Below are 26,269 nucleotides of genomic sequence, written 5' to 3' on the forward strand. Positions count from 1 at the left end.
TTTATGCTCTGCTGTCAGGGTCAAAACTGGTGGCCAATATTGCCAGCACCAGTTCATCAAAACTTAACCCAGCCACTTTGGCCGCTTTAGGCACCAAGCTCTTTTCCGTCATTCCAGGCACCGTATTCGCTTCAAGCAAATAAAAATGCCCATCACTATCTTGCATCACGTCAATGCGACCCCAGCCAGAGCCAGAAATAGAATCGAATGCCTGCGTCGATAGCTGAGCAAGATGTGCTTCTTGCTTGTCAGACAAACCACTTGGACAAAAATACTCTGTGGTATCGTCTTGGTACTTGGCAGCGTAATCATAAAACGTATGTGGAGTAGACATGCGAATAGACGGCAATGCCTGCCCCTGAATTACTGAAACTGTAAACTCAGGGCCTTTAATGTATTGCTCTAACAGGACCTGGTTGTCATAGTTAAAGGCGTCCTGTATGGCATTTTCGAGTTGTTCAGCGCTTGTCACTCTCGCCATGCCAATACTCGACCCTTCTCGGGCCGGTTTTACCATGACTTCATTCCCCAACTTTTCCATTATAGCGCTGCACTTACCAGCTTCAAAGCGCCTTTTATCAGCAATTTCATATTTAGCAGTAGGTAAGCCAAGGCTTTGCCATACTTGCTTGGTGTGAATTTTGTCCATCGCCAATGCAGAACCTAAAACCGGCGTTCCCGTGTAGGGAATTTTAAGCAGTTGTAGTGCCCCTTGCATTGAACCATCTTCACCACCTCGACCGTGTAACATGATAAGTACTCGGTCGACTTTTTCGCTGATTAAATCAGTAAGTGGTCGCTCAGCAGGGTCGAAAGCTATGGCGTTTACATTTTCTCTTAAAAGCGCTGCAAGCACCGCGTTTCCTGAGTTTAGCGACACGTCACGTTCGGCAGAGTCGCCGCCAAACATGACCGCCACTTTTCCAAATTCGGCAACATCATATTTTTTTACGTTACTAAAAAGACTCATGCATCGCTCTCCTGATGCAGCACTTTTGGCTCCATCTCACGGCTGGCGAGCAACTTAGCAATTTGACCAATGTTTCCAGCGCCTTGGGTCATCACGACATCGCCCTCTACCAAAATATTGGCTAAAATGGCGGGAAGCGCTTCTTTACCGCCTACGTAAACGGGCTCAATTTGGCCACGTTGACGAATAGAACGACACAAAGATTTACTGTCAGCACCTTCAATCGGCTGTTCACTGGCCGGATAAACGTCTAACAATAGCAATACATCTACCGTAGAAAGCACGTTAACAAAGTCTTCGTATAGGTCACGCGTTCGCGTAAATCGATGAGGTTGATATACCATCACTAACCGATTTTCAGGCCAATTGGCTCTCGCTGCCGCTATAGTCGCTTTCACTTCGGTAGGATGATGACCATAATCATCAACCAAGGTAACGTTACCCACACTGGTATTAAAATCGCCAAGTACCTCAAAGCGACGACCAATCCCACCAAAACTCGCCAATGCAGCCACAATGGCTTCATCATCAATACCTTCATCCGTTGCCACAGCGATGGCTGCCAACGCATTTAGCACATTGTGGTTACCGGTAAGGTTTAATGTCACCTTCAAAGGCTCATGCTCTGGCCGTATAACGGTGAAATTAGCTTGCCCGAATGACAAGGAAATATCCTCAGCACGTACATCGTTGTGCGCTTCAAAGCCATAAGTAATGATACTGCGGCCAATACGAGGGCTAATCTCTTGTATGTTCGCGTCGTCGCCACACACAATTGCCTGCCCGTAAAATGGCAAATTACTCAAAAACTCAACAAAAGTATCTTTCACTTTCGAGAAGTCACCGCCATAGGTATCCATATGGTCAGCTTCAATATTTGTAACTACCGACACCATTGGCTGCAAGTGTAAAAACGATGCGTCACTTTCATCGGCTTCAGCAATTAAATAACGGCTTCTGCCTAAGCGCGCGTTAGTACCTGCACTATTCAACAAACCGCCAATCACAAACGTTGGGTCGTATTGTGCTTGTGCAAAAATGGTCGAGATTAAACTTGTGGTGGTGGTTTTACCATGAGTTCCTGCCACGGCAATACCATGACGAAAACGCATCAATTCCGCTAACATCTCCGCACGACGTATAATTGGAATACGTTGTTCTCTGGCGGTAATAATCTCTGGGTTAGCTTCGTTAATGGCACTTGAAACCACAATCACGTCCATACCATCAACATTTTCGGCTTTATGGCCAATTTTTACATCCACGCCCAAATCACTAAGGCGCTGAGTCATGGGCCCTGAATTTATGTCAGAACCTGCAATATCGTAACCTTCATTAAGCAGTACTTCAGCAATACCGCCCATACCCGCACCACCGATGCCGATAAAAAATATTTTCTTCACCCTGCGCATTTGCGGGCTCTCAAATGGGGTCTTAAAAACCATTATTCCCCTTCTCCTACTACTGCCATGCAATGGCTTACTACATGTTCTGTGGCGTGAGTACTGGCGTGTTGCCTTGCTACTGCACCCATTTTTAGGCAATCGCTAGGGTGCGAAACCCAGTGCCGAACTGCCTGCCTTAAATTCTCTTTCAATACCGACTGCGCAATCATAATGGCGGCGCCATGTTTCACTAGCGACTGCGCATTTTTGGTTTGATGGTCGTCTACCGCATGTGGCAGAGGTACGAACAATGCTGCCCTGCCCGCTGCCGCCACTTCTGCAACGGTGAGTGCGCCCGCCCTACAAATCACAAAGTCAGCCCACTCATATGCCGCTGCCATATCATCAATAAAGTCGCTGACTTCAACGGAATTAGCTGAATCTGCATAAAGCGCTTCCACCGACGCTTTATTGCCTTTCCCGCATTGATGGCGAATCGATAAACCCTCTAGTGCCGCGCACGTGTCGGGCACAGTATCATTAAGTACTTTGGCACCCAAACTTCCGCCCACAACCAGTAGGTTAAGTGTGCCGTTTGTTGACTCGTCTGTAACTTGTTCTTTCGGGTTAACCTGCCAAATTTCGTCCCGCACAGGGTTACCCACGGTGTGAACTTTAGCTGCCACCTTGGCAAATTGCGGTTTTGCATCTTCAAAACCGAGCAACACGCGTGTAGCGATGTTAGCCAATAACTTGTTGGTCATGCCGGCCGCCGCGTTTTGCTCGTGAATAACAACAGGAATCCCTAGCGATTTGGCCGCAACACCACCCGGCCCGCTGGCATAACCACCAAAACCAAGCACTAAATCTGGTTCAATACGTTTGATAATTCGGCGAGCCGAAAATAAACTTTTTATTAGTGCTATACCGCCCGACAATTTGGCTTTTAGCCCTTTGCCTCGAATACCTTTCACTGGAATAAAGTGAATAGGAATGCCATGTCTAGGCACAACATCGGCTTCCATTCGCTCTGCGGTGCCAAGCCATTCTATTTCCCAACCAGCCGATTTCAGAGCGTGGGCCACAGCTAACCCAGGGAAAACATGCCCGCCAGTACCACCGGCCATAATAAGACAACGCTTACTCATTGGTGGCCTCCTTAGATACTCTGGCTAGAATGGCTTTTATGCCCGCTTTGCCTTCGTCTTCAGGAGAAATTGTACTAGATGCTTTTTTTGCTTCTTTTGATTGAGCATCATCTAGCATTGATTCTGGCGCTTCTGTGTCTGATTCAATGCTTGGGACTTGGTTGTAATCAGCCTCAGCATCGGCAAACGGTTCAGCATTGGTATGCTTTGTTTTCACTGGCGGCTTAGCCGCTGATGTAGCTGCAGGCTTTGCCTTTGCTTTACTGGTTTTCTTATTGTCGCCGCGTCCTAACGCTTGAACTCCGTCTACGCGAAGTTCAAAATCAATACGCAACAACAAAGCCACCGCCACCGACATAACAATAAGCGATGAGCCGCCATAACTGACTAACGGCAGCGTAAGCCCTTTGGTGGGCAGAATGCCTGCACTTGCACCAATATTCACAGCAGTTTGGAAACTGAACCAAATTCCTACGCTGTAAGCTAAATACCCTTCGAATGGGCGTGATTTCAATAAGGCTTTATTCCCTATTTGTAGCGCACGTACCACCATCCATAAAATTAAGCCGAGTACAGCCAGTACGCCTACAAAACCAAGCTCTTCGGCTAAAATAGCCATAACAAAATCGGTATGCGCTTCAGGCAAGAACTCTAGCTTTTGTAGGCTGTTGCCTAAGCCTTGGCCAAACCAATTGCCTCGACCATAAGCCATTAGCGATTGAGTAAGCTGATACCCGGCGCCGAATGGGTCGGCCCAAGGATCTAGAAAAGAAGTGACCCGCTTCATGCGGTATTCTTCAAACACGATAAGGGCAACAACGGCTAGCACGCCAGCAAACACCAATGCAAAAAACTGCCATAAACGAGCACCTGCTAAGAATAATAGCCCAATGGTGGTGGCAAACATCACCACCACGGTTCCTAGGTCGGGTTGTAGCAACAGCAACATGGCTAACGCAAAGAACACCACTAGCGGCTTGATGAAGCCTTTTAAGTTTTCCGTTACTTCCTCATAACGGCGAACCAGATAGCCTGCTAGATAAGTGAAGAAGAAAAGTTTGGCCGGCTCTGCCGCTTGAATTGTGATGGGGCCTAGCGCCAACCAACGGGTACTGCCGTTTACGGTACGCCCAACAAGCAGCACAGCCACCAACAGCCCAATCGCCGCTAATAACAAATAAGGGTTTGCCTTACGCCAAAACTGCATAGGAAGCTCTAATACCACCATGGCAGCAATAATCGCCCCCACAATGTAAATACCGTGACGAATAGCAAAGTAAAAAGGATTATCGTGAATTCTTTCAGCAACAGGCATTGAAGCAGATGTCACTATGATAATACCAATCGTCATTAGTGCTAACGCAACAATGATTAAGCCAATATCGTAAGGGCTTTGAAGATTTTTTTCGTCATGACGCGCCGCAAACAACGCACTTAATTTAGTGTCTGCTGGCGACGCATTGGTTGATTTAAAAGCTTTCGCGGCTGTCATCATGATGGCAAACCTCCCGCTGCTTTCATTGCGCCAGCGTCACTTTCAAATTTTACGTTTGCGGTAATATGCGTGACCGCATCGGTAAACACTTGTGCGCGATGCATATAATTTTTAAACATATCGATACTGGCACAGGCAGGTGATAGTAAGACAATATCGCCGTTACCAGCACGTAAGTTAGCAGCCAATACCGCCTTCTCCATTGAAGCCACTATTGTGGTGTCACTATAGATAGCGCTGAATTTTTCTGCGTCTTTGCCTAGCGCAATCACTTCACCAACACTTTCGTCTAGCGCTGGTTTTAATGCACTTAAATCTGCACCTTTGCTATCACCACCGGCAATGAGGATAATTTTTCCATTGGTAGTAGGAGCTAGCCCTTGAATAGCAGCGATAGTGGCACCCACGTTGGTAGCCTTTGAATCATCTATCCACTTCACGCCATTAATGTTGGCAATTTCTACGCAGCGGTGCGGCGCTGAAGTGAAGATAGCCACTGCACGTGCGGCTGTATTAAGCAGGGCTGGTTTATTCAATGAAATACTAAACGCTTGGCATAATGCCAGCGACGCCATCACGTTAAGCACATTGTGCATGCCTGCCAATCGAATATCGGCGGTATTAAGCAGCGCTTCACCGTTGAAGGTTATAACGCCTTCGCGTAAACCAAAGCCGGTATCGCTAATATCAAGGCCATAGGTGATAGTGTTTTCACAGTTTGAGGTTGGCGTCACCTGCTTGTCGCCGCGCCATACTACTGCGGTATTACAATGACTAAAAATACGCTGTTTGGCAGCTGTGTATTGCTGCATATCGCCGTGTCTATCTAAATGGTCATCGCTAATATTCAAAATCGATGCGGCGTTCAACTTCAAGCTAGAAGTCGTTTCAAGCTGAAAACTGGAAAGCTCTAAAACAATGACATCCAAAGAAGAAGACTGAGTTTCAAGCTCTGCCATGGATTCTGGAAGGGTTTCAAGTACTGGGCGCCCTACATTACCCGCCTCACACACCTCGTACCCACAAGCTTTCAGCATATGCGTTGTTAGCAAGGTAACCGTGGTTTTACCATTTGAACCGGTAATGCCTATGGTTGGCGTAGTGTTAAGACGTGCAAACAATTCCACGTCGCCAATTACTTCAACACCACAGGCTTTTGCTTGTTTTACTTGTTCAATGTTAAGCGGTAGGCCTGGGCTAAGTACCAAGGTATCAACGCCTGCGAAAAAATCACGAGGTAATGTCCCGGTGGTTACGCAGATATTTAATGGTGCTGACACATTGAAAGTATCGCGGGTATCAAAGGCTTTTACCTTCGCCCCTTGCTGTTTTAGAAAACGCACGCATGCCTGACCTGTTACTCCAAGGCCGCCTACCACATAAGAATGTGTACGTACGTTATATGTCATTACCTAAGCTTCAACGTTGCCAGCCCAACAAGGACTAAAATGATAGAAATGATCCAGAAGCGCACTATGACTCGTGGCTCCGGCCAACCTTTTAATTCGTAATGGTGATGAATAGGTGCCATTCTAAAAATGCGTTGTCCACGCAACTTAAAAGATCCCACCTGCAAAATGACCGATAGGGTTTCTACTACAAACACACCGCCCATAATAATCAGTACAATTTCTTGGCGAACTAGCACGGCTAGAACGCCTAGTGTGCCACCTAATGCCAACGACCCCACATCGCCCATGAAGACTTGTGCTGGGTAAGTGTTAAACCACAAAAATCCTAGCCCAGCACCGACAATGGCCGTACACACAATAACCAACTCACTGGTAAGTGGAATATGCGGAATGTTCAGGTAATCGGCGAAGTTCGCGTTACCGGTTACATAAGCAAAAATAGCGAAAGCGCCTGCCACTAAAATAGTGGGCACGATGGCTAAACCATCAAGGCCGTCGGTTAAATTTACTGCGTTACTTGTGCCCACAATGGCAAAGTAAGTAATAATGATAAAAAAGGCACCTAGTTGCGGAAACACTTCTTTAAAGAAAGGGATAAGCAACGAGGTTTCAGCACTTAATGTGGCGCTGCTATATAGGAAAAAAGCTACCCCAATGGCTATCACCGATTGCCAGAAATACTTCCAGCGCGCAATCAAGCCTTTTGAGTCTTTGCGGATCACTTTACGATAGTCATCCACAAACCCAATAATGCCATACGACACCACTACCGCTAAGGTCACTAATACGTAACGATTACTTAAATCTGCCCACAGTAAAACACTCACTACAATAGCCGCAAGAATAAGTAAGCCACCCATAGTAGGTGTACCCGATTTAGATAAATGACTTTGCGGACCATCGTCGCGTACGGTTTGCCCTATCTGCATAGTTTGCAAATAACGAATCATTTTAGGGCCAATTAAAATAGCAATGAGCAACGCCGTTAACGTACTTAAAATCGCTCTTAGGGTCAGGTATGAAAATACATTAAACCCAGTATCAAATTGTGTCAGCCAGTCAGCTAGCCAAATTAACATGCAATACGCTCCCGACGGCGTTCAAACTTTCCCAGCGAAGAGGCCTCAATCGCCTCTACCACGCGTTCCATACGAGAACTGCGTGAGCCTTTTACTAAAATTGAAATATCTTGTTGTTCTACTTGTAAGTCTTGCTCTAACGCGCTCACCAAACTGTCGATGTCGGTAAAATGCCCGCCATTTTTTCCAGATGCCGCGTCGTAGACAGCGCTGGCAGATTGGCTTAGCACGCCAAAGGAGTATAAGTAGTCGATACCATTGTTAAGCGCATAGTTGCCCACTTGCTCATGATAGAAGCGCGCTTTTTCGCCCAACTCTTTCATGTCGCCCAATATCAAAACATTAATGCCTGAAAAGGTACTTAGTGTATCGATAGCCGCGTTAACCGAAGCAACGTTGGCGTTGTAAGTGTCATCTAGCAAACGCACTTGGCTACTTAATGTCTTAACGTTCAAGCGACCTTTCACTTGCTTCATAGCAAGCAAACCGTCACGCACGTTCTCAAGGGTGGCACCTAATTGCATGGTAAGCGCTGCTGCCACTAATGCATTCCCAACGTTATGAATTCCAGGAATAGTCAGTTGGATTGCCACTTCACCTTCGTTACTGCAAAAATGGAATGCAGCACAGCCATCCAGTCCGACGATGATGTCTTCGGCAGTGAAGTCTGCTTCGTTCTTTTGCATTGGCGAGAAAGTTAATACACGCTTTTGTTTAAGCTTGCCTTGCCAGAAATCGGCAAATTGGCTGTCTACATTAACAATGGCAGTGCCGCTATCGCCTAAGCCTTTAAAGATTTCGCTTTTTGCACGAGCTACACCTAACAAGCTCCCGAACCCTTCAAGGTGAGAAGCAGCAGCATTTACAATAGTGGCGACATCAGGCTTAACCAGATTAGTGGTGTACGCAATTTCACCCAGGTGATTAGCACCCAGTTCCATGACCGCGTATTCGTGATGCTTTTCTAAGCGAAGTAAGGTTAGCGGAACCCCAATATCATTATTGAAATTTCCGTTTGTGGCGAGTACTGAACCCCGACGCTCAAGGATAGCCGCACACATTTCTTTCACGGTAGTCTTACCGCTACTTCCTGTGATAGCAATGGTTTTAGGTGTCACTTCACGTTTTACGGCAGCGCCTAAAAGGCCTAAAGCCAGTTTAGTGTCTTCAACATACACCACAGGAATGGAAGCATTCACAGGTTCGCTGGCAATAATTGCACTTGCGCCCGCTTTTTCAGCACTTTCTGCAAAAGCATGGCCGTCGAAATTATCGCCTTTTAATGCAAGGTAGACAGAGCCCGAATCTAAGGTTCGCGTGTCTGTACTTACTGCATTGACTTCACAATCTTGTCCGTCAAGTTTGCCGTCTATTTGGCTGGCTATCCACGACAGTGTTGTAGTTATCATTTTTTGTACTCCTGCTGTAGTCGAGCCACAACTGTACGTTCGTTATAGTCTGTCTGTTGGGTACCAATAATCTGGTAATCTTCATGGCCTTTACCGGCCACCACAATAATGTCGTTCTCATCTGCACTATCTAGGCAATAGCGAATAGCGCTTTCTCTGTCTGCTTCTTCTACTGCGTCATTAGGGCGTTGCAAGCCCGCCTTAATATCGCTAGCAATACTTTCTGGCAACTCGCTACGACTGTTGTCAGTGGTAATGACAATCACGTCAGCATGCTGTTCAGCCGCCGCGCCCATTAAGGGGCGCTTGCCTTTATCGCGATCGCCACCACACCCAAACACGCACCACACTTTGCCGGCGGTATGTGTTTTAGCGCTTTTCAGCACCTGGTCTAACGCGTCTGGCGTGTGGGCATAATCAACGACTACGCTGGCACTACCCTCAACAGAGAACACTTCCATCCTTCCTGGTACAGGTTGCAAACCATTCACTACCCGCACTACATTTTCAAAGCGTTCGCCCTGCGCCAATAAACACGCAATAGCACTTAACGCATTGCTCACGTTAAACGAGCCAAACAATGCCAGCTCAATAGGTGCTGTGCCCCATGAAGAAACAAGGTCGAATCGAATTCCTGAAGAATGGTATGAAACATTTGTGGCGAAACAATGGCGTTCTTGTGGTTGTTTGTGCGTGGCTAAAACGCCATCAGTAGGTTCAAACCCTGTCCATACTTGTGTCACTCTCGGCTTACTAATTGCTATTTTTTCTGAGCTTTCATCTTTAGCTGCATTGGCGTCTAAATAGTCAGCCCAATTCTGGCTTTCGCTGTCGTTCACATTCAGCACAACAGCTTCAAGGCCAGGTTGATCTAACAGCAATCGCTTCGCCTTAGCGTACTCTTCCATGGTGCCGTGGTAATCTAGATGGTCACGGGTTAGGTTTGTAAACACCGCAATATCTGTTTTCACTTGGCTTAATCGGCCTTGTACCAATGCATGAGAGCTAGCTTCAAAGGCCGTATGCCTCACCTCTTGTTGCACAAACTCTGCCAACACGTACTGCAAACGAATAGCATCAGGTGTAGTATTCGCCGCGGCAGTCGTTACCCACTGGGTATTTTCACCTTCATATACGCTACTGCCAAGAGTGCCAACACTCGCACTGCGCGTACCCAGCGCATCTTTCAACTGGGTAAGCAATTGAACTGTAGAGGTTTTTCCGTTAGTTCCCGTTACCGCCACTGTCATCATTTTCAACGCAGGGTAATCGTAAAACGCAGCCGCCAAGGCCGACAGCATGCTAGGTAATTGATATAACGAAATAATTACCGAATGGTCGCGCATTTCCATTTGGCCATGGGCTTGACTGTCGTCAGTTTGCGCCAGAATGACACGCGCGCCTAAACTAATCGCCTGTGGTATGAAATCTCTTCCGTCACGTTCATGACCTTTAACCGCTACAAATGCTGTTTTTGTATTCACATCACGGCTATCTAAGGTTAAGCCTTCAATACGAATATCTGGCGCGTCTATACCAAACTTTGCCAACAACGCACGAGCACTTTGAATAAAGGAATTAACTACCACTGTTACCTCCTTTCAGCCACGCGCCTGACGTCACGTGCTTGTCATCTGGGGTTACGTTTAGCATGTGTAAAGCACCGCCCATGATTGACGAAAACACAGGTGCCGCAGTGTCACCGGCGTGATACAAATCACCACCAGGCTCGTTAATAAGCACAATAGTGACAAGTCTTGGGTCGGAAACAGGGGCAATACCTGCAAAGATATTCACATACTCTTCGCCATAACCACCTGCCACAGCCTTACGACTGGTACCAGTTTTTCCTGCCACACGGTAACCTGGAACGGCCGCTTTTTTCGCTGTACCGCCTCGTTGAGTTACGCTCTCCATCATTTGTACTATGGCTTTTGCATTCTCTTCACTGATCACGCGTTCAGGCTGGCCTTGCCACCCCGTTTGCTGTGGCGACTTGATAATATTCAATGGCTGCTTGATACCGCCATTCGCCAAGGTAGCGTAGAGGCGACCAAGTTGCGCAGTGGTTACCGATATCCCATAGCCAAATGACAAGGTGGCCAGTTCGAATTCAGACCAGCGGCTTCGGTCGTAGAAAATACCACTGCTTTCACCGGCCATATTTAGGCCAGTATCTGACATCAGCCCAATGTTGTAATAGGTATCGAGTAGAAATTGCTTAGGCACAGACAACGCTAATTTCGAGGTGCCCATATTGCTTGAATGCTGAATAATTTCTTCAAGAGTAAGCTCGCCATAGTTACGCGAGTCTTTAACTAAGCTTCCGCCTAGGCGCATCCAACCAGGGTTAGTATCTACCACATCTTCCGCTTCTACTTCACCGAACTCCATAGCAGTTAATACCGCTAACGGCTTCAACGCTGAACCGGGCTCGAATGCATCGGTAATAACGCGGTTACGCATGCGGTGGGGTGAAATATTACTGCGATCGTTAGGGTTAAAAGACGGCGCATTTACCATGGCCAGTACATCGCCCGTTTTTACATCAATAACCACTGCCGAGGCAGAACTAGATTGATAGTAAATCATGGCTTCTTTAATTTCTTTGTACGCTAACGCTTGAATACGTTGGTCGATAGTCAGTTGCAGGTTGCCTGCATCTTCACCCGTGGTGGTTTCTAAAATTTCTACCTGACGACCTTTGGCATCTCGACGAATTTTACGTGAGCCAGGCGTGCCTGTTAGCCACTCGTCGTACATACGCTCTAAGCCTTCAACACCTGTATCATCTACATCGGTAACACCGATTAATTGGGCCGACACTTCACCGGTAGGATAATAACGACGGCTCTCACGGCGTAAGTAAATACCTGGAATATCAAGCTTATCGACATACTCGGCCATGGCAGGAGACACTTGGCGCTGCAAGTACACAAAACGGCGTTTAGGATTGCTCACTTTTTCTTGTAAGCTATCTACCGATTGGCCTAGTACATCGGCCAGCGCTTGCCAACGACGAGGTTCAGCAAGGCCATCGTTCTCATGAATAATTTTAGGGTCGGCATAAATGGCCCGAACCGGCACGCTTACAGCTAGTTCAACACCATTTCGGTCTGTCACCAGCCCGCGATAGGTAGGCATGTTGCGCGTACGCAAGGTACGGCTATCGCCTTGTTGGATAAGTTCATCAGGCTCAATAACTTGAATAAACGCCGCGCGGGCAGCCAGTGCCGCGAAAACCGAGATAACCACGATAAGCACAACCACAAAGCGCCAGTGCACCAAGCTTGGTGTGACGTTTTGTTTTGCTCCGCTCGCTTTGCGGCTACGTTTAACGGTTGGCGTGGTCATTTAAGTCTCACTACCACTTCGTCATCGGCTGTAGGGCGATACATATCAAGTTGCTTTTCAACCAAGGTTTCTATGCGGTTATGTTCGGTCAGCGCACGTTGTTCTAGCACTAAATTGCGCCATTCAACGTCGAGCTCATCTTTTTGTTGCATCAGGTCTTCAAGGGCAATAACTTGCTGTCGATTTTGGTGGCTACCAAGGATAACCGCCATGCCACTAAGCAGAACCGCTAAATACAACAAAACCCGCAACTTGTTGCGGGTTAAATCTGACACAATAATCAGCAGTAAACTGAAGTTTGTATTTGCCCTATCAGGCTTACCTAACGTCATAGCTTTTCGGCCACCCTTAACACGGAACTGCGTGAGCGAACGTTGTTCGCAATCTCCAATTCAGAGGGTTTTATGGCACGACTTAGCGCTTTTAAAACTTTATCGGCATCTATTTCAGCTTGGGTTATAGGCAGATTATGCGGTACTGATTTGCCTTTGCTTTGGTCTTTTATAAAGCGTTTTACGAGTCTGTCTTCTAAAGAATGAAAAGAAATGACCGCTAAGCGACCTTCTTTTGCTAACACCTGAGTGGCTGCTTTTAGGCCTATTCGCAGTTGCTCTAGTTCAGCATTAATGTAAATTCGGATGCCTTGAAATGCGCGAGTAGCTGGGTGTTTAAACTTATCTTTTACTGGTACGGCTTCATCAATAAGTGCGGCTAACTGAGCAGTACGGGTAATAGGCGTGGTTTCGCGAGTATTTACAATGGCGTGCGCGATGCGTTTACCAAACTTCTCTTCACCAAACTCTTTAATCACTTGGGTAATGTCTTGTTCTTCAGCACGGGCTAGCCAATCGGCTGCACTTTCACCACGGGAGGTGTCCATACGCATATCTAGCGGACCGTCGCGAAGGAAACTAAAACCACGTTCGGCATCATCAAGTTGAGGAGACGAAACACCCAAGTCCATTAATACGCCGTCAATCTTTCCGGTTAAACCCAAGGCTTCAATTTCTTCGGCCATGTCGCCAAAAGGAGAATGAATAATACGGAAGCGGCTGTCATCTGCAAAACGCTTAGCAGCTTCTATAGCCTGAGGGTCGCGATCAAACGCGATTAGGGTACCATCGCTACCTAATGCATCAAGAATATGCGCAGAATGGCCTCCACGGCCAAATGTGGCGTCAATATAAATGCCATCAGGTTTGATAGCTAATGCTTCTATACACTCGTCGAGAAGTACAGAAACATGTTTGAATTCGCTAGATTGGCTCATAAGGAAAAGTCCTGTAAACGTTCGGTGAGTTCAAATTCGCCTTTGCGTTCGGTATCCATATCAAGCTCAACTTGTTCAGCCCATACTTCAGCATCCCAAATTTCAAACTTATTCAACTGACCAACTAACATGACTTCTTTTGATAGGTGAGCATGAAGGCGTAGCGGAGTAGGAAGCAGAATTCGACCGCTTTTGTCCATTTCACCTTCTGTAGCATGACCCAGTAATAAACGCTGCATGCGTCTTTCTGCCGGAATCATGCTTGAGAACTTAATGAGTTTAAGCTCAATTTCTTCCCATTCGGGAAGTGGGTAAAGCAGCAAACAACTTTGCTGTGTATCGACCGTACAGACCAGCTGTCCATTACAATCATCCAGCAGCGACTGCCGATACTTTGTCGGTATCGCTAGTCTGCCTTTTGTATCCAGATTGATTGCGTTAGCGCCGCGGAACATTCCCCTAGCCTTCTATATTTTGCTCTTGGTTTTCTTGTTTTTTGAGTACTGATCTGCAAAACAATGATGGTTCGATCCACTATTCGCCACATTTACCCACTGATTGACAGTTTAGGTATCAATGATCCCCACTGTCAAGCTAAAAAGCATAGTGAAGGCCACGTATTTACTGGCTTTAAACTGTGGTTACATACAGTATTTTAGCGAAGTAGTTGATAACCCCTAAGAAAAGAGGGGGAAAATAAAAGGGGTTAGGAAAAAGTACAGATTATAAATATAAAAAAACCGATACTCGTTTCCCAGTATCGGTTTATTGTCTAGCTTAGCGCTTTAATCACCCTAGTGGATGATAATACCTATGCGCTTGGCGCTTCAGCTTGTGCTTCTTCAGGCTTAACAACTGACAATTGCATGCTGCGAATTGGGTTGTCAGTACCGTTTGAAAGCTCAACCAAACGGTTCAATTGACCCGCTGACATCATTACTGCGTACATAGCGCCTAAGAAACCAGACTTGTGAAGCTCAGTCACTTTCTCTTCTGGCAACTCAAGTACTTTCTTTTCGTTAATGCTTAACATGCCAGTAACGTTACGTTGTTGGCCGCTTTGGTAAGTAAGACGAATTTGAATTGGATCTAACAGGTCTAGATCAACAACTTGTTGAACAAAACGCTGTGTAACCATTTCGCTGTTTGCAAGATCAGCTAAAAACTGCTGACGGTTTTGCAAAAATTCCGTTGGCTCACCAGCATCAGTAAATAAGGCTTCGCCTTCCTCACCGATTAGGTCACTGTTTTCATCAATGTATACGCCTAGCTTCTCGCCATCAGGGCGAACATCAAAAGGGTAACGAAGGATGTTCATTGGAACGTGAGGGCCCTGCCATTTGTCACCAGTTAGAAACAGGTTTTTGTTCTGTTCCATACCCAACATTGCAACAACATGGTGGCGTTTAGCGTTAGCATCTTCAATAAATACTAGCGGCATAGTGGCAGCCAATTGAGCAAACTCACGAATAGTGGCTGCAGCAAGGTGCGTATCTTTCGCAAACTTAAAGGTATTGCTAACCGCGACTTTTAAGTCTTTGTGTTTTTCTTTATCTAGCGGTACAAAATTAATAGCCATTTTACTTTCTCATACTTGTTTACTGTGGCCCCTGTAAAATAACTGAGAAGTGAGGGGTGCCACGAAAAATTATGTAGGCCGCGCGGATGAACTCACTCTCATCCTATTCGGCGACGCGCTCGGGAGTATCCCGCATTCGCGTTATGAAGTCACGCGTCAACACAATAACAAGTTTTAAATTTTTATTGCAATGTAAAATTAAAGTGAATGGTAGTAACCGCTCTAAAAACGCACGATTTCATCACTTTTAGGAGCTTTGGGATTGAAAAAGTCCGAAATAACTGGAAATAAGAAGAAATGAAAGATTAAGACGTTCTGGGCATTGTAGCTAAGCAGGTTTTCTTTTAGTCTTTTGTCTTACAACAATGATAAGGAAAAAACAAAAATGAAGGGCTTCTTCCCGCTAAAATCTTGTGCTCTCGCAATTTCCACTCTACTTTGCGCATCAGCCATTGCTGATAATACCCCCACTTACACAGCGGGTGAAAAAGCGAAAAAAATAGCCCAAGAAACGATTATTGTTGATGGGCATATTGACGTGCCCTATCGCGTAAAAAATGCATGGGTAGATGTCACCAAAGCCACGGAAGGTGGAGACTTTGATTATCCACGCGCGGTAAAAGGCGGTTTAAATGCCCCTTTTATGTCAATTTATGTACCTGCGAGTTTAGATAATTCACCAGAATCAACACAACTTGCTCATTTGCTTATCGATTCTGTAGAAGCCATTGTGGCGCGAGCCCCTGATAAATTTGCCATTGCCAAAAGCCCGTCAGACGTAAAAGCACAATTTGAAAAAGGCATCATCTCTTTACCTCTGGGAATGGAAAACGGCTCACCGATTCAAGGCGATTTAGCTAATCTAGAAGCGTTTCACGAACGTGGTATTCGCTATATTACACTAGCACACAGTCAGTCGAACCATATTTCAGATTCGTCTTACGATTTGCGCCGTCAGTGGAATGGCTTAAGTCCGTTTGGTAAAACGCTGGTTACTGAGATGAACAACATCGGCATCATGCTTGATATTTCTCATGTATCTGACGATGCATTTTATCAAGTTATTGAGCTGACCAAGGTACCCGTAATTGCGTCTCACTCATCACTTCGACGCTTTACACCTGGTTTCGAGCGTAATATGAACGACGAAATGGTTAAAGCGCTTGGCGAGAACGGAGGCGTTATCATGATTAACTTTGGCTCAAGCTTTGTAACGAAAGAAGCGGGTACATGGCGCACGGGGCTAACACAAGCGCGCAAAGCATTGATTGCCTCTGAAGGTGAAGATAGCCCGAAACTGGAAGACTTCGAAGCTAACTACCGCAAAGAAGTACCTTACCCTTACTCAACACTTGATGAAGTGCTTGACCACATCGACCATGTGGTAGAGCTGGTTGGTATTGAGCACGTAGGAATTGGTTCTGATTATGACGGCGTAGGTGACTCGTTGCCTATTGGCCTGAAAGATGTGGCCAGCTTCCCTAATTTAGTTCAGGGGTTACTGGACAGAGAATACAGCCGTGCAGATATTGAAAAAATCCTGAGCGGAAATTTATTACGTGTATGGACCCAAGTGGAAGATTACGCCAGCAAGCATTAATCATTGATGAGTATTGGCTTTTATTTCTAAGTGATTAAAAACGGTATTTAGCGCTGAGTAAACAACATTTGGCGCAAACCGTACGCTTTCATCAGTAAAGTAAAGCAGTGAAATAAAACAGCCGAACAAATACTAAAAAAGCAGTTAGGTTATCCTAACTGCCTTTTTGTTTCTAAGGTGGTTATGTAGCGTGTATTCTTACGAACGTCGCTTCATCTGCCACGCCTGAACAAGGTAAAACATAGTAGGTAGCACAAACAGAGTTAGCGCTAGCGCACTTAACATGCCTCCTACCATGGGTGCAGCAATACGTCGCATAATTTCAGCACCGGTTCCCGTTGCATACAGCACAGGTAGTAAGCCTATTATAATAGACAGCGCCGTCATCATTACCGGCCTAACACGCCGGGTGGCACCTTCAATGATGGCGTCTTTAAGTGCTTGTTTTATTTGCTCAGCAGATGATTGAGCATGCGTAGTAGAGCAAGCTTTTCCATCAAACGCTTCAACCGCTTGATGCAGGTACACCAGCATAATAACGCCTATTTCAACCGCGACACCCGCCAAGGCAATAAACCCAACGGCAACGGCTACAGAGAAGTTAAACTCCAGTGCATACAGTAGCCAGTAGCTGCCAATTAGTGCCAATGGCAAGGTAATCATAATAAGTGCTACATCGGCAACTCGCCTGAAGCTTAAATACAACAGCAACACGATAACGGCTATGGTAAATGGCACCATTATGCTAAGCCGTGCTTCCGCCCTTTCTAAGTATTCAAACTGTCCAGCCCACGTTAAGGAATAGCCTGGAGGCAATGAAACCGTATTAGTAATATGTTCTTTTGCACTTTTTACGTAACTGCCTAAATCGCCGCTTTCAATATCGATAAATACCCAACCGTTTAATCGAGCATTTTCGCTTTTTATTGCCGCGGGCCCCACCTCAATAGCAATATCGGCTACCTCGCCCAAGGTAATATTGGCACCGTTTGCTAAAACTATGGGAAGTTGTCTTAGCGCTTCTGGAGAATCTCTGTATTGTTGTGGGTAACGCATACTGATAGGAAAACGCTGCCTTCCCTCTACGGTTTCACCCAATGTTCGCCCACCTATAGCAGTGTTGATAACCTCTTGGATATCAGCGATATTGAGCCCATATCGCGCCGCCCTATCACGACTAATATCAATAGTGATATAACGCCCACCTGCAACTTTCTCGGCAAATACCGATGCGGTATTCTCAAAGTCTTGTAGCGCTTGTTCTATTTGTACACCTACCTGCTGAATGCCCGCTAATTCTGGCCCCGCTATTTTGATACCTACCGGCGTTTTAATACCAGTAGCGAGCATGTCGATACGCGTTTTAATTGGCATCACCCACGCATTGGATACCCCTGGAAATTCCACCGTACTGTTTAATATTTCCTTCAATTTTGATGTTGTCATACCTGCACGCCACTGGGATTTTGGCTTTAATTGCACAAAGGTTTCTATCATAGTTAAAGGCGCAGGATCGGTAGCGGTATCCGCTCTACCCACTTTACCGAATACATTTTGCACCTCGGGTATTGTGGCAATCAGCTTATCGGTTTGTTGTAGCAACTCTCTGGCTTTGCCCACCGAAATTCCAGGGTAAGTCGTAGGCATATAGAGTAAGTCCCCCTCATCCAAAGATGGCATGAATTCACTACCGATATGCTGCATTGGCCATACTACAGAAACTAACGCAATAAGGGCTGCGAACACTATTTTTCGAGGGTGGTTCAGCGCAGCCGTTAACGCCTTAACATACCCTGTCGAAATAGCCCTATTTAACAGGTTGCGATGCTCTGCTTTTACCTTGCCTGTCACGAAATAGCCGGCTAACACTGGCACCAAGGTAATGGCTAACGCCGCAGCGGCAGCCATGGCATAGGATTTCGTAAAAGCGAGAGGGGCAAACATTCGCCCTTCTTGTGCTTCTAAGGTAAAAACAGGGATAAAAGACACGGTAATTATCAACAGTGAAAAGAACAGGGCTGGCCCCACTTCGGTGGCCGACTTCACCACTAGCGCCCAACGCGCTTCACCTTTTACGTGCTCTCCTTGCGCTGTCGCCCGTTCAATATGCTTATGCAGGTTTTCCACCAACACAATAGCGCCATCCACCATGGCCCCCATAGCAATGGCAATACCACCTAAAGACATAATATTTGCGTTAAGGCCTTGAAACTTCATTACGATAAAGGCCATTAATATGCCAATTGGTAATGTGATTATGGCAACCAGCGACGACCGCACATGAAAAAGAAACACTAAGCAGACGGCACCCACCACAAGTAACTCTTCAACAAGCTTGCTCCATAGGTTATCGACGGCATTATCGATAAGGGTGGAACGGTCGTATACCGGTACAATATTTACGCCACTAGGTAAACTGGCCTTCAACGTTTCAATACGCGCCTTCACGTTATCAATAGTCGCCTTAGCATTTTCGCCAAAGCGCATCACTACTATGCCACCTACCACTTCGCCATTTCCGTTTAGCTCAGCGATGCCTCTGCGCATAAGTGGCGCCTCTACTACACTCGCGACATGGCCTATCGTTATCGCCACGCCATTGTGAACAACGCCTAAAGGAATATTAGCAATATCTTCAGTACCCGTAAGATAGGCAGAAGATGTCACCATATACTCTGCTTCAGCCATTTCTATTACTGACGCACCCGCTGCATTGTTGCCTCGGGCGAGTGCCGTTTCAATATGACGTAAAGGCACGTTATACGCTTGCAACTTTTGCGGATGAAGTTGCAGTAAATACTGTTTAACCATGCCGCCTACAGAGGCGACTTCCGACACTCCTTGCACGCTTTGCAATTCATATTTTAAGAACCAGTCTTGCAAAGCCCTAAGCTCACCAGCATCGTAGTTGTGTAACTCATCAACAAGGGCATACATGTAAACCCAACCTACCCCAGTAGCATCAGGCCCCAGTTTGGGTACCACACCATCAGGCAAGGTTATTTGGCTAAGGTATTCCAGCACTCTGCTTCGTGCCCAATACATATCGGTACTGTCGTCAAAAATAACGTACACATAAGAGTCACCAAAAAATGAAAATCCTCGAACTGTTTTTGCACCCGGCACAGACATTAAGGCAGTGGTGAGCGGATAGGTTACTTGATCTTCTACTACTTGAGGCGATTGCCCTGCATAGCTGGTTTTAACAATCACCTGCACATCTGATAAATCAGGTATGGCATCAATAGGTGTATGCTTTACTGCTATTACCCCGCCAATAGAAATACACAACGTTGCCAGTAAAACTAATATGCGATTCGCCACAGACCAACGTATTATGGCTTCAATCATGGTGCATGCCCTCGTGGTGCTTGGCCTCGTGATTCACTCCCTGATGTTGTAATCCATGATGAGATTTCTCTGGCAGGTTTGACTCTTTTTGGGGTGAATCGTGTTGTGTTGGATCATGTTTTGTTGGATCGTGTTGCATTGGGTCATGCTCAGGCGTATCAGACATTGGCTTGTTGTGTTTTACCATTTCATGATCGCCATGAGACTGCATACGTTTGAAATCTGATGTTTTAGACGACTCTGAATCAATCAGAAACTGCGCCGACAGCACTATTTTGTCACCTTCATTTACGCCTTGAGTTATTTCAATGAAGTCCCCTGCTTTACTCCCAACGTTGACGGCTATAGATTTAAAGCTTTCTTCGACATTCATAACGACTCGGTTTTGGGCGAGATGTTGATTTTGGCCCTGCGACTGGATTTGAATAACGCTTTGATAAGGCACATACAGCACAGGCTTTTCGGTTTGCTTGGTAAAAATCACATTGGCGAACATATAGGGTTTAATGTCACCGCTGTCGTTCTTTAAAGTAACCCGCACTCTGAGCGTACGTGTTTCAACATCAAGTGCTGGGTAGATAAAATCGACCTTACCCGTAAAGGTCTTATTTGACAGATAGTCAAACGTGATCGATACCTGCTGATCAAGTGCCACTTTAGGCACATCTCGCTCAAATACGCGGGCTTCAACCCACACTCTGTCTAAACGAGCAATACTAAGCACCGTAGTGCCAGGTTGAACATAGAACCCCTCGCGCACGCCTAAATGTTCTACCACGCCGGCCTGGGGGGCAAAGAAGGTAATAGTTTGTGAAACCTCGCGGCTTTTTTCGAGTTGCGCGATAAATCCATCCGATAAATGCAGCGCTTTTAAACGTTGTTTAGCACCTGCGGCTAAGCGTGTGTCTCCTCGCTTTAACGCAATAACAAACTCCTCCTGCGCAGTCACCAGAGCAGGTGAATAAAGGGTATACAGTTTTTGCCCTTGGCTAACGGCCTCACCTTCCGTTTTAATAAACAGCTTATCAATCCAACCCTCTACTCTGGGGTGGATATGCACCAAGTAGTCTTCGTTATAGGTAACGTTCCCCACTGCACTAAAGGTCAAATCCAGTTGCCCTCGTTTTACCGTGGTAAACTTCACGCCCATATTTTGCTGTACCTGGGGTGAAATGGTCACCTCACCATCACGTTTTGCGCCGCTACCCGATGCTGCATATACTGGCACTAAATCCATGCCCATAGGCGACTTACCCGGTTTGTCTCGACGGTAGGCATCATCCATAGGCGCAACCCAATAGAGGGGCTTTTTGTTATTTGAGTTGTCATCACCACCTGCAATCACCCCCTCAACAGCGGCCTCGCTCTGTATGTTTGAATTCCATACAAACATAGCCGCTGCGCCACCGATTAAGCCGACCACAAGAATAAATAGTGTCTTCATTGTTTTGCTACTCCGTCGGTAGTGGTTTTGTGGGTGTCCATGTTTGATCTAGTAACTGGATTTGTAGCAGTTATGTGGATGTCTTTGAATTTAGTGTGGATGTCCATGTTTGAACTTGTGTGGGTGTCCACTTTAGTCAGTAGTGGTTCATCGATTGAGTCAGAGGTTTGAAGTGGGTGTCCAAAATTGAACCTCCCAACACTGATCTGGGTGTGCATCTGGCTTCTGGAAGTATGGATATCTATAAATCGAGAGGAGGTCATTTGGCGACCTAAAACGTGGGTGTCTAGCAATCTGTCTTTCAATCGAGAACCTGTTAACTGATTTTGTTCGTTTGTCAGCGGGTAGTACAGGTAAGCGAGTTCGGCTAAAGTTTTTGCTATATCGACATGAAGCGCTAGAGCATCTAACTTTGCTGATATGTGAGAGATACGTGCACGCATTACGCCGTCAAATGTGCCCTTATCCGCTATGTATGCATTAAGCGCTGACTCGGCTAAACTCTCTGATTGTTCAAGTAATGCGGTATCAAATAACTGCTGGCGGTCAGTTAAGCTTGCAAGCTCAGCTTCACGTGCTTCAGCAAGGGCAGCTAATCGCCTCACTTCTAATCGTCGTTGTGTGGATTTGAGCCCTAACCTTGCCGCTGATGCCGACAAATTGGCATCTTGACGCTTACTGCTAAACAGCGGTAAATCTACTTGGACACCCACACTAATAAAGTCAGCTTGGCTCATACCATTTTGGGCATCTTGACGATATCCGTAGGCGGCTTCAAAGGCCCATTTAGGTTTGGTTTGCTCTTTCGCAAGAGTCAATTTCTGTGTAGCGACCAATTCGTCTTTTACAAGCAACTGCACAGAGGGATGCGCATCGATAATATTAAATAAGTCACCTCGCTCAACCTGCCTGGCTAAGGAGTGACTAAAAGGAAAAATGTCGTGATGATTAAGTGCTCTGGGCACAGTGAAACTTACTTCACTGGAAAAATCGAACCACCTTGACAGCTGGGCTAGTGCCACAGATGCAGCTCGCTGTTCCTTCAAAATTGTATCTTTTAAGCGAAGGCGCTCTAGTCGAATCTGAATAATATCTTGCTGTTGAGTGCCGCCCACGCCACTTCGGTAAGACGACTCTACTGTCTCGAGTAACTGCGCTAACGACTGCGATTCTTCGCGCAATAAGGCTACGGTTTGCTCTGCTTGATACCACGCCAGCCACTCCAGCGACACTTCTCGCAACAACCACGCTCGCCTTGCTGCTCTTTTCACAGGTTCTTTTTGGGCTTGTTCAATGGCGATGGTACGGGAGATGTTTGCAGAATTCCCCCTTGGCATAGCTTGTCGAATACCCAATTTCAACTGTGTCATTGGCTCTTGATTCAGTGAAAAGCCATCGGTTGGCACGCTTTGCAGCGAAGTACTGATAGTGGGATTATCCCAGCTATTGGCTGCATCACTATCGAACTGATAGGCAGCCTCTTCATGCCGACTTCCTTGAAAATAAACGTCTTGATTGAGCGCGAGATGTTGCGCATCTTTAAGACTGAGGGTCGTTGCGAGGGAAGGTGTACTAACGACAAAAAGTAACATTCCTAGCCAAGCACGCTGAAGGTAACAAGTACGAAGTCGAACTTGAGTTTGGTAGTTAAAAATCATACCCAGATTAAATGCAAACATGAGAAAACCACATTAATTTCCCCCTAGACTCAGGAGATAAAAAGAAAAACGTGGGTGCTATACGCCCCCGCCAGATACAACTATCCTGCGAAAGCGAATTTGGGGGGGCGAAATTGGGTGTTGGGTATAGTGTAAGGGGCTTGCTGATGTACAAAAGTGACTAACGGGGTTAGCGCGATAACCGCTACCGATACATCATTATTTATGAGTGCATAAACAGCGGCGCATACACCTGTAGGGCATTGACAATGATCGTCACAGCACGAATCAGGTGTGACACCGTGCATACTCGGGTCAATTGATTTCACAGCTTCAAGGGGAGCGCTTGAGGCACTATGAATGGCGTGTTCCTTTTTTGCAGCTGATTGAGTGCTTGAAGGCGCAATGAAATTGCTAGCAGAAGCGTGACTATCTGAATGGCACCCACTAGCACTAGCTTGCATTTTTTTATTCGCGCGACTTGCTTCTGATAAATTGTTCTCAGAATTTATTTCTATATACGTTGCGTCCACAGGCGTTGTCGCGGTCTTTGACATAGCCTTTGGCATAGCCATTCCCGGCGACAATTTAGTTACCAAGGAAATAACCATTATCAGCATGACTACATAGCCATGTCGCTGCTTTTTCAATTTAGCTATCATGCCTTAAAGCTTAATCGCATTTGTTATTGCTGTAAAACGCTAAAATTGTTGCGCATAGGTTTTTAACATCAGTGACATGGTTGAAAATAAAGGGTTTGCTTTTGGCACGGCGCACTCTTCGTTTTCATTTACCATGACCTTATTAAACTTCATATCGTGTAGCATTGACGTATTCACCACAAGATCGGCATGACACAGCGCATAAGATGCATCAATAACAAAAAACGTATTAGGCCCTGCGCTATTTTCCATTAGGTTTTCAACACCGTGAATAGGCGTGGTGGCATCAGCTTGAGAGTGCGCAGCAAAAAGAGGCACTTCAATACGCTTGCCGTCTTCAAAATCGTCGCGGACTTTTTCGATAATATCCATCAGCTCTAACCCCGCAAAGCCGGCAACATTTGGATATTTAAAAGGGTTCGGACCGTGCGTGATATAACTACCATCCACAATTTTCGCCACCCACTTAATTCCCCAAATCCTAGACATACTCTCGGCATTTTCAGAGAGCGCCAAGGCACCAGAAAACAACATAAGTCCGTCGATGTTATCACTTGCGTCCAGGTACTGCTCAACCGCCAATGCGCCGCCAGTTGAAAACCCGCCCACAATCAAGGTGTCGCCCATGTCATCAGCTAACGCGATAACCTCATCGACATGTGCTTGCCAACGCTCAGCTAAATCGCTATCACTCATTGCCCCCTCATCATCTCGCAGCCCATGCCCAGGTAACAGCGGAACAATAACGTCATAACCTTCGTTGAATAAAATATTGCTAATTTCTCGCATAAAGAAAGGTGAATCACTAAGCCCGTGGACTAACACGGCCACTTTCTTTGAAGGGATATCATGATGCAGCACGAAGGGAGCATTACCTTCGTTGCGAAGTACGTTTCCACATACGGTATAGCGGTGCAGTTTAGAAGATTTACATCGCTGCGTTTCACCCCACTCTTGCTTATAAAAATCAGCAAATCGCGTCAACACATCTTGTGCTTCAATAGAGCTGGCACTGACAGAACTGACGATTAATGCGCCTAATAACGCACAACACATTACTGCAGCAGGAAGTATGGATGATTTTGCGAGAGCAAACTTTGAATGCACGTAGATTCTCCAAAAGGCATTACATTTAGCCAATTATAACAAAATAAGGCCATTAGATAATGGCCTTATACGTGTACAGTTACACTGTGACGGCAAGGTGTATTAACACGCAAAACTTTAGCAAGTGCTGCTTTGGTAAGCGCTTTTTCGCCGTCGTCACTGCTTTTTAATTAAAGTACAATGCTAAATCGTCTGACCCGCCAATATGCTTACCACCAATGAAAACTTGAGGAACAGTTTCACGGCCAGTCACTGCACTAAGGCTGGTTAACGAGGCATCTTTACCTAGTACAATCTCTTCAAAATCGTAACCATTGTCGGTTAACAATGCTTTCGCCTTCGTACAAAATGGGCAGTTAGGCTTAGTAAATAGCGACACAGGTGCTTTTGTCTCAGCGCCAGGAGCAATGTAAGCAAGCATAGTGTCGGCATCAGAAACCTCAAACGGGTCGCCGGGCACGTCTGGTTCAATGAACATTTTCTCTACGGTGCCGTTTTTAACTAACATAGAGTAGCGCCAGCTACGCTTTCCAAAACCTAAGTCGGCTTTATCTACCAACATACCCATTCCGTCAGTAAAATCACCATTCCCATCAGGTATAACAGTAACATTTTCTGCTTCTTGATCGGCTGCCCAAGCATTCATTACGAAAGTATCGTTGACTGATATGCATAATATCTCATCTACGCCATGCTGTTTAAATACTTTGGCAAGTGCGTTGTAGCGAGGTAAGTGCGTAGAAGAACATGTAGGCGTAAAAGCACCAGGAAGAGAAAAAACCACCACTGTTTTATTGCTAAACAATTCTTCAGTGGTTTTGGTTGCCCACGTTTCGCCATCGCGAACAGGAATAGAAACGGAAGGAACCTGTTGACCTTCTTTTGAGATAAAACGACTTTCTGACATAGTGTTCTCGCTACGCGCAAATAAATGAAGTTGCTAGGATAGAGAAATCTAAGAAAAAAGAACAGCCTCGGTTCATCTAATCCGATCAAAGGTATAAATTAGCATGCGTAATGACTAATATTAATGCTTATTAAGATACATTAATGCTTTTCAACACCCTGACTCTCACTATATTCTTATTCTAATGTTAGACATAAGTTTTAACCTGTCAGGGAACGATTTAGCCATACGCTTCAGGCAATCCGAAATCAAAAAAAACAAAACTGTTTTATTTAATGTGTAAGTTCTGATTGGAACAGGTACCCTTTGCGACAAATCCATACTTTAGTCTAATGACTGATACGTTATTTCTTCGGGTTGTTCGCCATAATAGTAGTGATAGGAATTGACTGCTTATAACGATATTAGCACTTCAGTTTTACTCATAAACTTTCAGTCC

General features: G+C 45.8%; 20 protein-coding genes. 1 reads left to right on the plus strand and 19 read right to left on the minus strand.

All coding sequences use genetic code 11. The annotated features are described in order from the left end of the window. Window position 1 precedes the first annotated feature (1 nt). The 13 genes from FLAVO9R_RS15525 to FLAVO9R_RS15585 all read right to left on the minus strand — a co-directional run bounded on the left by FLAVO9R_RS15525 (window position 2) and on the right by FLAVO9R_RS15585 (window position 15,101). A complete protein-coding gene (locus tag FLAVO9R_RS15525; RefSeq protein ID WP_159532764.1) occupies window positions 2-970 on the minus strand; it encodes a D-alanine--D-alanine ligase in 969 nt (322 codons plus the stop codon). Next, window positions 967-2,415 carry a UDP-N-acetylmuramate--L-alanine ligase gene (gene murC, locus FLAVO9R_RS15530; RefSeq protein WP_159532766.1) on the minus strand — a complete coding sequence of 483 codons (1,449 nt, stop codon included), beginning with the start codon at window positions 2,413-2,415 and terminating at the stop codon, window positions 967-969. The genes FLAVO9R_RS15525 and murC overlap by 4 nt, the downstream gene beginning before the upstream one ends. Beyond that, window positions 2,415-3,503: an undecaprenyldiphospho-muramoylpentapeptide beta-N-acetylglucosaminyltransferase gene (gene murG, locus FLAVO9R_RS15535; RefSeq protein WP_159532768.1), complete on the minus strand. Its 1,089-nt coding sequence runs from the start codon at window positions 3,501-3,503 to the stop codon at window positions 2,415-2,417. Before murG ends, murC begins: the two co-directional genes overlap by 1 nt. Further along, on the minus strand, window positions 3,496-4,998 hold the full coding sequence (ftsW, locus tag FLAVO9R_RS15540) for a cell division protein FtsW (protein ID WP_232370675.1): 1,503 nt from the start codon (window positions 4,996-4,998) through the stop codon (window positions 3,496-3,498). Before ftsW ends, murG begins: the two co-directional genes overlap by 8 nt. Next, complete coding sequence (gene murD, locus FLAVO9R_RS15545; RefSeq protein WP_159532770.1) at window positions 4,995-6,407, minus strand: UDP-N-acetylmuramoyl-L-alanine--D-glutamate ligase; 1,413 nt, start codon at window positions 6,405-6,407, stop codon at window positions 4,995-4,997. The genes ftsW and murD overlap by 4 nt, the downstream gene beginning before the upstream one ends. Next, on the minus strand, window positions 6,407-7,489 hold the full coding sequence (gene mraY, locus FLAVO9R_RS15550; protein ID WP_159532772.1) for a phospho-N-acetylmuramoyl-pentapeptide-transferase: 1,083 nt from the start codon (window positions 7,487-7,489) through the stop codon (window positions 6,407-6,409). Before mraY ends, murD begins: the two co-directional genes overlap by 1 nt. Beyond that, window positions 7,483-8,898, minus strand: a complete 1,416-nt coding sequence (locus tag FLAVO9R_RS15555; RefSeq protein ID WP_159532774.1) for a UDP-N-acetylmuramoyl-tripeptide--D-alanyl-D-alanine ligase — start codon at window positions 8,896-8,898, stop codon at window positions 7,483-7,485. The genes mraY and FLAVO9R_RS15555 overlap by 7 nt, the downstream gene beginning before the upstream one ends. Beyond that, window positions 8,895-10,487, minus strand: a complete 1,593-nt coding sequence (locus FLAVO9R_RS15560) for a UDP-N-acetylmuramoyl-L-alanyl-D-glutamate--2,6-diaminopimelate ligase (RefSeq protein WP_159532776.1) — start codon at window positions 10,485-10,487, stop codon at window positions 8,895-8,897. The genes FLAVO9R_RS15555 and FLAVO9R_RS15560 overlap by 4 nt, the downstream gene beginning before the upstream one ends. Further along, on the minus strand, window positions 10,477-12,252 hold the full coding sequence (locus FLAVO9R_RS15565; protein WP_129739878.1) for a penicillin-binding transpeptidase domain-containing protein: 1,776 nt from the start codon (window positions 12,250-12,252) through the stop codon (window positions 10,477-10,479). The genes FLAVO9R_RS15560 and FLAVO9R_RS15565 overlap by 11 nt, the downstream gene beginning before the upstream one ends. Then, window positions 12,249-12,584 (minus strand): cell division protein FtsL, encoded by a 336-nt coding sequence (gene ftsL / locus FLAVO9R_RS15570; RefSeq protein ID WP_013782930.1) that lies wholly within the window; start codon window positions 12,582-12,584, stop codon window positions 12,249-12,251. The genes FLAVO9R_RS15565 and ftsL overlap by 4 nt, the downstream gene beginning before the upstream one ends. Next, window positions 12,581-13,522 (minus strand): 16S rRNA (cytosine(1402)-N(4))-methyltransferase RsmH, encoded by a 942-nt coding sequence (gene rsmH / locus FLAVO9R_RS15575; RefSeq protein WP_159532778.1) that lies wholly within the window; start codon window positions 13,520-13,522, stop codon window positions 12,581-12,583. Before rsmH ends, ftsL begins: the two co-directional genes overlap by 4 nt. Next, window positions 13,519-13,977 (minus strand): division/cell wall cluster transcriptional repressor MraZ, encoded by a 459-nt coding sequence (gene mraZ, locus FLAVO9R_RS15580; RefSeq protein ID WP_057789935.1) that lies wholly within the window; start codon window positions 13,975-13,977, stop codon window positions 13,519-13,521. Before mraZ ends, rsmH begins: the two co-directional genes overlap by 4 nt. 356 nt (window positions 13,978-14,333) lie before the next feature. Continuing rightward, a complete protein-coding gene (locus FLAVO9R_RS15585; RefSeq protein ID WP_159532780.1) occupies window positions 14,334-15,101 on the minus strand; it encodes a SapC family protein in 768 nt (255 codons plus the stop codon). 385 nt (window positions 15,102-15,486) lie between these two features. On the opposite strand from FLAVO9R_RS15585, the gene FLAVO9R_RS15590 reads away from it, so the two are divergent. Further along, window positions 15,487-16,701 (plus strand): dipeptidase, encoded by a 1,215-nt coding sequence (locus FLAVO9R_RS15590; RefSeq protein ID WP_159532782.1) that lies wholly within the window; start codon window positions 15,487-15,489, stop codon window positions 16,699-16,701. A gap of 198 nt (window positions 16,702-16,899) precedes the next feature. On the opposite strand, the gene FLAVO9R_RS15595 is transcribed toward FLAVO9R_RS15590, so the two are convergent. The 6 genes from FLAVO9R_RS15595 to FLAVO9R_RS15620 all read right to left on the minus strand — a co-directional run bounded on the left by FLAVO9R_RS15595 (window position 16,900) and on the right by FLAVO9R_RS15620 (window position 25,830). Then, window positions 16,900-20,052: an efflux RND transporter permease subunit gene (locus tag FLAVO9R_RS15595; protein ID WP_159532784.1), complete on the minus strand. Its 3,153-nt coding sequence runs from the start codon at window positions 20,050-20,052 to the stop codon at window positions 16,900-16,902. After that, window positions 20,045-21,496 (minus strand): efflux RND transporter periplasmic adaptor subunit, encoded by a 1,452-nt coding sequence (locus tag FLAVO9R_RS15600; RefSeq protein WP_159532786.1) that lies wholly within the window; start codon window positions 21,494-21,496, stop codon window positions 20,045-20,047. Before FLAVO9R_RS15600 ends, FLAVO9R_RS15595 begins: the two co-directional genes overlap by 8 nt. Then, entirely contained in the window at window positions 21,493-23,175 is a 1,683-nt protein-coding gene (locus FLAVO9R_RS15605) for a TolC family protein (RefSeq protein ID WP_159532788.1), read from the minus strand. The genes FLAVO9R_RS15600 and FLAVO9R_RS15605 overlap by 4 nt, the downstream gene beginning before the upstream one ends. A gap of 80 nt (window positions 23,176-23,255) precedes the next feature. Further along, a complete protein-coding gene (locus FLAVO9R_RS15610) occupies window positions 23,256-23,816 on the minus strand; it encodes a hypothetical protein (protein WP_159532790.1) in 561 nt (186 codons plus the stop codon). Window positions 23,817-23,855: 39 nt separating this feature from the next. Next, a complete protein-coding gene (locus tag FLAVO9R_RS15615; protein WP_159532792.1) occupies window positions 23,856-24,923 on the minus strand; it encodes an alpha/beta hydrolase in 1,068 nt (355 codons plus the stop codon). Between the two features lie 166 nt (window positions 24,924-25,089). Further along, entirely contained in the window at window positions 25,090-25,830 is a 741-nt protein-coding gene (locus FLAVO9R_RS15620) for a glutathione peroxidase (RefSeq protein ID WP_159532794.1), read from the minus strand. Between the last annotated feature and the right edge of the window lie 439 nt (window positions 25,831-26,269).

This window comes from Alteromonas sp. 38, from assembly GCF_902506055.1.
Lineage (GTDB): Bacteria > Pseudomonadota > Gammaproteobacteria > Enterobacterales > Alteromonadaceae > Alteromonas > Alteromonas lipotrueae.